Origin of the sequence: Actinoalloteichus spitiensis RMV-1378 (assembly GCF_000239155.1) — a bacterium.
In the GTDB taxonomy this organism is placed as follows: Bacteria; Actinomycetota; Actinomycetes; order Mycobacteriales; family Pseudonocardiaceae; genus Actinoalloteichus_B; species Actinoalloteichus_B spitiensis.
Window position 1 is genome coordinate 1 of sequence record NZ_AGVX02000510.1, and the last position, 6,854, is coordinate 6,854.

Consider the following 6,854-nt stretch of genomic DNA (forward strand, 5'->3'; position numbering starts at 1 on the left):
CCTCCCACCCGCTCCCGTCAGCGCCGTCCCGCGCCGCCAGGAGACGAGCCACGCACCAGCTTCGCCACGCCCAGCACCCTGGGGCGGCGGGTGGTCGCCTTGAAGTTCAGCCCGTGCCGGTAGATCTCGGGCATCCAGTACTCGTTCTCCACGAGGAACACCACCCCGTTCGACTCCAGCAGGGCGATGTCCTCCAGGCTGAGCCCGACGTCCTCCCGCCGGAACGGCACCTTCCGCCCCTCGTGGTCGAGGGTCCGCATGTGATCGAAGACCTCCTTGATCGTGCGGATCTCCTCCTGGATCGCGAATATCTTCTGGGCGCTGCACGCAGGTAGCGCCCGCCGCATGGACGTCGGGGTCAGCAGCCGGTCGGTCCACTTCGTCGGGGAGGGGTCGTCGGCGGACTTCTCCGCCGCCTCCTTGAGGAAGAAGACGATGTCCCGGGCCTGGATCTGCTGGTTGAAGTCGGACAACGCGGCGAGGAACCAGGCCTGCGAGCCCGCCTCCCTGCTCCGCGCGGAACCCAGCCGCTCCCCCCACAACGAGAGGAGGTGCTCGGAGAGGACGTCGTGGCCAGCCGACTGCACGAGGTCCTCGCTCGCCATCGGCAACGCGCGGGAGTGATGGCAGACCCACGCCACCAGGCGCAGCGCCTCCACCTGGTCCCAGCGCAGCTCGAACTGCTGGTACCGAGCGAGGAACTGCGCCGTGTTCTGGGTGATGGCGTACTGCACCAGATCACGGCGAACGAAGATGACCAGCCCGAGCGGCCGGCCTCGGAGCTTGCGCATCCACTCCATGCAGGTGGTCAGCAGCACCCGGAGCGCCTGCTGTTGGCGGGGCTCCCGGCTGATCCCCTGGAAGAGGTCCTCCAGGCCGTCGACCACGAAGATGGCGCTACGCCTTCGGGCCAGCTCCACCAGGTCGTCCTCGGCGGTGTCGGGCTCCGCCGGGATGCCCACCGAGCGGGCGAGGACGGTGAGCCAGATCCGCCGCCAGTCGCCGTCGGTCCGGTCCTCCTTCAGCTTCTTGTCGATGAACTCCTTGGGGTCGCGCGCGGGAACCTCGACCTCGGCCCCCTCCACGCTGGCCAGCCGGTTCGCCGCCGAGCGGCGGATCTCGTCGATGTCCTGCCCGATGTCATCCTTCAGGTACTGGGAGGACAGGACGGGAACGATGTCCGCGTCCAGCTCGATGTCCCGGACACCCAGGTCTGCGCCGAAGGCGCCCCAGGTCCGCCGCCGGCAGAGGGACAGGAAGGTGAAGGTCTTCCCGGACCCCTTCGCCCCCACGACCACCTCGACCGGGGCCTCGGTGCGGTGCGCCGAGGCCAGGTTGACGAGGGAGTTGGTGCGGAGGAAACCGGCGTCCTCGTCCTGCTTCATCGCGGTTTCGGCGTAGGTCAGCAACCGGGCCCGCTCGGCCAACCAGCGGCGGCGGTCCGGCAGGCTGGGCCGACCCGAGGGCGACACGTCCGCCACCGGCTCCGGGGTGACCCCGGCGCGGAGGTTGTCGGCGAGGCCGGCCACCACGCGCCCCAGGCCAGCCCGGTCGCTGGCGGCGGCGACCCCGTCCCAGGAGGCGGGGAGGGCCAGCAGCCCAGGCGAGAACGGGCTCCGGAGCGGCGTCGTGACCAGCAGCTCGGTGGTCGGGTCCTCCTCCCCGGCCATCTCCTCCGCCCCCGCCCCGCCCTTCATGATCCGGGTGACAGCCTCGGCGAGCCGCGCCGCCGCGTCCTCCACGACGCCGTCGTGCACCGAGTTCTGGTACTGGGTGACGATCACGGTCGGGACCGGGTCGTCCTCCGCGGTGCTGGGCGCCCGGCGGCGCACCTCGTCCAGCATTGCCACCGTGCCCCGGACGGACTGGTCGCTGGCCGTGGTGACGAACACGCGGTGCACGCGGGGGTCGAGCAGCGCCGGCGCGCTCAACTCGCTCGCCCCGGCGCGCAGGTCCACCAGGGCGGTGCCCGCACCGAGTGCGTGGGCGAGCCTCGCCAGGGATTCGGTGAGGAAGTAGCGGGAGCGGCTGGGGGTCAGCAGGTCGCCCGGCGCCAGGCGAGGTGGTTCGGTCCGGTTCGGGTCGCGCCGGGCCGGCAGCAGCAGGACCCCGTCGATCTCCTGGTTGGCGAGGTGCCTCCTGGCCACGGCGACGGCGCGGTCCGGTTCGTCGGCCCCGTGCAGCAGGGCGAGGAAGTCCTCGAAGGAGAAGGTGATGCGGTTGCCCTGCGCCTCCAGCATCCAGGTGATCCCCGGTGCCTCCAGGTCGGCGTCCACCAGCAGCACCCGCTGCCCGCTCGCGGCGACGGCCCGCGCGGTCGCCACGCAGTGCGTGGTCCGCCCCACGCCTCCCTTGAAGGAGTGGAAGGCCGCCACGTTGACGCCGTGCGGCAGTTCGGTGTTGTTCGGTCGTGGCAGTGCCTCACCGACCTCCCTGGTCACCCGGTTCTCGTTCCACTTCGGCCGGCGATACCGCCTTCCCGAGTCGTGGTCCGGGGCCGCGCGGGTCAGGACGACATCGAGCCCGTTCGCACCGTCGACGCCGCCATCCTCGAGCAGCAGCCGCTCCGCCTCCCGGTCGACGGTGAGGCGGCCCAGGGTGTCGCCGAGGTAGTCCCAGACCTGTCCGAAGGTGACCTGCTGGTCGAGCGTCAGCTCCAGGGAATCCCAGTAGGCGTCCACCTCCACCAGCCACTCCGGCCACTCCCCCTCGGCCGCCAGGTCCCGGAACCACTGCTCCACGTCGAACCAGGTGAAGAACGTGGGCGCCTCGGGGTGCCAGTTCTCGGTCGTGGTCACGAGCCTCCCTCCTTGACGGCCCACTGGACGAGCCGGTCGAGTGCTGCCACGGCCCTCCGTTCCTCCTCCGCGTCCAGCCGCACCCCGTACCGCCACGCCTCGTGCAGCTCGTGGTGCCGGACGGAACCGGACCCGTGTCGCCGGCAGGCGCGCAGTTCCCGGTAGTCGGCCTCGGCCAGCCGGAGCTCCTTGGCGAGGGACCGCAGGTCGTGCCCGCTCTCGCCCCTCCGCTGGTCGAGCGCCAGGTCGTCAGTGGTCCGGCCGTTCCGCCGGCGGAGCAGCGCGTGTTTCAGCCCGCACTCCGCCGCGTAGTACCGCAGGAGGTGCGCCGGGGGGCTCTCCTTGATGGCGTCGGCCGCCTCCCGGAGCTGCCGGCAGCTCCGGGACAGATCGCCGGCCCGAACAGGAATGGACACGGCGTCACGCTACTAGCCCTGACGAGTCGAATGAACACCCAAGGTGACGGCTTTGCTCCCGTAGCGGCCCCGGTCCGCTGGACATCCGCGACCGATCCGAACGGGCTCCGGGACCTCCCGCGCCCCGGTCAGTCCTCCATCAGGCCGGAACGCCAGGCCCAGGCGGCCACCTCGACCCGGTTCCGCGCGCCCAACTTCCCCTGCACCGAGGCCAGGTGCGTCTTCACCGTCGACAGCGACATGAAGAGCTTCCCGCCGATCTCGGTGTTGGTCAGCCCGTTCGCCACCGCCCGCACCACGTCCAGTTCCCGGTCGGTGAGGGAGACGTCCGGCCGGCGCTGGCTGGTGCGGCGCCCCGACTGGTAGTGCTGGAGCAGGCGCACCGTGATCTGCGGCGACACCAGCGCGTCGCCGCGCACCGCCGCCCGGACCGCCTCCACGAGCAGGGCCGGCCCGGCGTCCTTGAGCAGGAAACCCGAGGCCCCGTACGACAGGGCGCTGGAGACGTACTCGTCGAGGTCGAAGGTGGTCACGACGACGACCTTGACCGGGTCGGCGACCTCCGGCCCCGCCAGCTGCCTGGTCGCCTCCAACCCGTCGAGCCGGGGCATCCGGATGTCCATCAGGCACACGTCGGGCCGCAGCGCCCTGGCCTGGTTGACCGCGTCCACACCGTTGGAGACGTCGGCCACCACCTCGATGTCCTGCTGCGCGTCCAGGATCATCCTGAACCCGGCGCGCACCATCTCCTGGTCGTCGGCGATCAGCACCTTGATCGTCACTGGCACCTCGGCTGTCTCTCGGTTCGGAAGACGTCTGCTGCTCACTGCCGGTGCGGGGAACCGCCGGCTAGGCGTCGGAGTCGTTGTCCGCCCGGATCGGCAGCCACGCCCAGACGCGCCACCCGCCGTAGTCGCCGGGCCCCGACTCGAACTGTCCCCCGAGCAGTTCCACCCGCTCCCGCATGCCCACCAGACCGTAGCCCCCGGAACCTCCCACGGGTTTCTCGGCCTTGCCCCTGCCGTCGTCGGTGACCCGCACCTCCAGGCCGCCGTCCCGTTCGACCACGCGGACCACCACCGAGGTCAGCGCGGCGGCGTGCTTGCCCGAATTGGTCATCGCCTCCTGCACCAGCCGCAGCACCGACCTGCCGAGCTCGGGGGGCACCGGCTGGAGCTGGTCCATCTCCAGGGTCACCGGGATGCCGTTGCGGGCCGCGTCCACGGTGAGCCGCCGCAGGTCCGCGTCGAGGTCGGTGGTGGCCTGCTCGGTGGCGTTGGAGGAACCGGCCGCCGGCGCCCCCCGCATCGTGCCCACCAGCCGCCGCATCGCCGCCAGCGACTCCACGCCGCTCCGCTCGATCAGTTCCAACGCCCGCAAGGCCACCTCGGGGTTGTCGGCGGCCACCACTCGAGCGGCCTGCGCCTGCACGACGATCCCCGTCACGTGGTGGGCCACCACGTCGTGCAGCTCCCGGGCGAGGGCCATCCGCTCCGCCTGCTGCGCCGCCGACACCTCCTGGCTCACCGAGTGGCGGCGTTCGCTGTCCCGGCTCCGGAAGTAGAGGCCGGTCACCACGGACACCACGAGCAGCAGCGCGCCGATCGGGGAGAACTGGAAGAGCGTCGTCAGCCCCCGTTCCCCTCCCGGCCCGCCGGACACCGTGATCACCACCGACAGCGCGGCAGTGAGAGCTCCCACGCACCACCAGGCCACCCGCCGGCCGCTGAACCGCACCACATAGGCGCTCAACACCATCGCCGCCGCCAGCTTCACCCCGAGGTTGCCGGCCACCGCGGCCTCCAGCCCGTCCCGGAACGCGTCCTCGGCGACCGGGACGACCGCGACGATCGACAACGCGCCGAGCAGGGCGGCCTGCACCGGGCGGCGCGGCGCCACCACGGCGAACAACGCCGTCAGGGCGGCGCTGAGCGCGTCCAGCGTCCCGGCCGGCCCCTGCTGGAGGGAGGCGTAGCCGCTGAACGTGAGCAGGCACCCGAAGAACAGGATCAACGGCCACTGCTGGCGCAGCAGGCCGCGCAGGTTCGGGTTCGGCGGCGCCGGCTCGGTGAGCGGAGGAGGGAAACCCACAACACGCCAAGGTACGGAAGCTCGCCGCCCAGGACGTCAGCCGGCCGGTGGGCGATGTCGGCCGATCGGCCGAGGGGCGGACCCGGCTTCCTGACCATGAGGAGGAAGTGGGTGGCGTTCCCGCACCGGCAGGATGCTTCCCTGCCCGGCGCCATCGGGGGGCGCCGGGCCCTCATGGAAGGGGACAACGGTGGTGAACGCCGGCGCCCAGCGCGGCCGCCCCGGTCAGGGCGACGTCGTGTTGCGGGGCAGTGGGCTGACGAAACGCTACGGCCGCACCCAGGCGCTGCGAGGCGTCGACCTCGCGATCCGGGCCGGGGAGGTCGTGGCGGTCGTCGGCCCCTCCGGCTCCGGGAAGACGAGCCTGCTCCACGTGCTGGCGGGAATCCTGCCGCCCGACCAGGGCACGGTCCTCCTGGACGGTCACCGGATCGACTCGCTCAGCGAGCGGAAGCGGAGCGAACTGCGTCGGCAGGCGTTCGGTTTCGTGTTCCAGGGCGGCATGCTGGTCCCGGAGCTGACCGCCTTGGAGAACGCGGCGCTGCCGCTGCTGCTGGCCGGCGTCTCCCGGGCGCGGGCCACCGAGACGGCCGGCACCTGGCTGCGCCGGCTGGGGCTCGGCGACCTGACCGGCCACCGGCCCGGGGAGCTGTCGGGCGGGCAGGCCCAACGGGTGGCCGTCGCCAGGGCGCTCGGGCACTCACCCCGGGTGGTCTTCGCCGACGAACCCACCGGTGCCCTCGACAGCGAAGCCGGCCGGGACACCGTCGACGCGATGCTGGACGCCGCTCGCACGACCGGGGCCGCCGTCGTCCTGGTCACCCACGACACCTCGGTGGCCGCCCTGGCGAGCCGGCGGCTGGTCCTGGGGGACGGACGGCTCACGGCGGAACGGGCGTGCGCGTGAACGTCATCCGCCTCGCGCTGCGCGTCCTGGTCGCCGACCGGCGCACGCTGGTGTCGACCCTGCTCACCGCGCTGGGCGTCGCCGTCACGACCGCGCTGATCACGCTGCTGGTCACCCTCCCCTCGGCCGCCCTGGACCGCTCGGCCCGCGCGTCCTGGCAACACCCGCCCGACGACCGCGCCCACCCGGCTCGCGCGCTGGTGCTCACCACCCCGGACCTCGTCGGCGACCGCCCCATCACCCGGATCGACGTGGCCCCGGCCCGAGGGGACATCGCGCCCGCCACGATCCCCGTCCCACCAGGCGTGCCCCGTTTCCCCGAACCGGGCGAGGTCCTGATGTCCTCGGCGCTGGCCGAGCTCGCGTCCACCCTCCCCTACCAGGACCTGGCCGTGCGGTTCGACGGGGAACTCGCGGGGACGGTGGAGAAGTCCGCCCTGGCCCACCCCGACCAGCTGCTCGCGCTGGTCGGCCACGAACCAGGAACGCTCCCCGCCTTCTCCGCCGCCGTCCCCGGCCTGGCCGTCCACGGCGGCGAGCACGACGTCCCGCTGCTCGTCCTGGCCAGCGGCGGTGCCGTGGCCCTGGGCGTGCCCGGCCTGGTGCTGCTCGCCTCGGCCACCCGGCTGGCGGCGGCCCCCC

At 72.6% G+C, this 6,854-nt stretch carries 5 protein-coding genes and 1 pseudogene; 2 read left to right on the forward strand and 4 right to left on the reverse strand.

What is annotated here, in order from left to right; all coding sequences use genetic code 11:
• Nucleotides 1-17: 17 nt before the first annotated feature.
• The 4 genes from ACTIDRAF_RS0220515 to ACTIDRAF_RS30105 form a co-directional block, all read right to left on the reverse strand.
• Nucleotides 18-2,798, reverse strand: coding sequence for a MinD/ParA family ATP-binding protein (locus ACTIDRAF_RS0220515; protein ID WP_016700597.1), 2,781 nt, complete (start codon nt 2,796-2,798; stop codon nt 18-20).
• On the reverse strand, nt 2,795-3,214 hold the full coding sequence (locus tag ACTIDRAF_RS33980; RefSeq protein WP_016700598.1) for a hypothetical protein: 420 nt from the start codon (nt 3,212-3,214) through the stop codon (nt 2,795-2,797). The genes ACTIDRAF_RS0220515 and ACTIDRAF_RS33980 overlap by 4 nt, the downstream gene beginning before the upstream one ends.
• A 128-nt stretch (nt 3,215-3,342) precedes the next feature.
• Complete coding sequence (locus ACTIDRAF_RS0220525; protein ID WP_016700599.1) at nt 3,343-3,996, reverse strand: response regulator; 654 nt, start codon at nt 3,994-3,996, stop codon at nt 3,343-3,345.
• A 67-nt stretch (nt 3,997-4,063) separates the two neighbouring features.
• Nucleotides 4,064-5,305: a sensor histidine kinase gene (locus ACTIDRAF_RS30105; protein ID WP_016700600.1), complete on the reverse strand. Its 1,242-nt coding sequence runs from the start codon at nt 5,303-5,305 to the stop codon at nt 4,064-4,066.
• Nucleotides 5,306-5,495: 190 nt separating this feature from the next.
• Here ACTIDRAF_RS30105 and ACTIDRAF_RS0220535 point away from each other — a divergent pair, with 190 nt between their 5' ends.
• Both ACTIDRAF_RS0220535 and ACTIDRAF_RS0220540 read left to right on the forward strand, forming a co-directional pair.
• Entirely contained in the window at nt 5,496-6,212 is a 717-nt protein-coding gene (locus ACTIDRAF_RS0220535; protein WP_016700601.1) for an ABC transporter ATP-binding protein, read from the forward strand.
• Nucleotides 6,203-6,854 (forward strand): annotated as a pseudogene (locus tag ACTIDRAF_RS0220540) (ABC transporter permease); the annotation flags it as partial. The gene ACTIDRAF_RS0220535 and the pseudogene ACTIDRAF_RS0220540, both read left to right, overlap by 10 nt.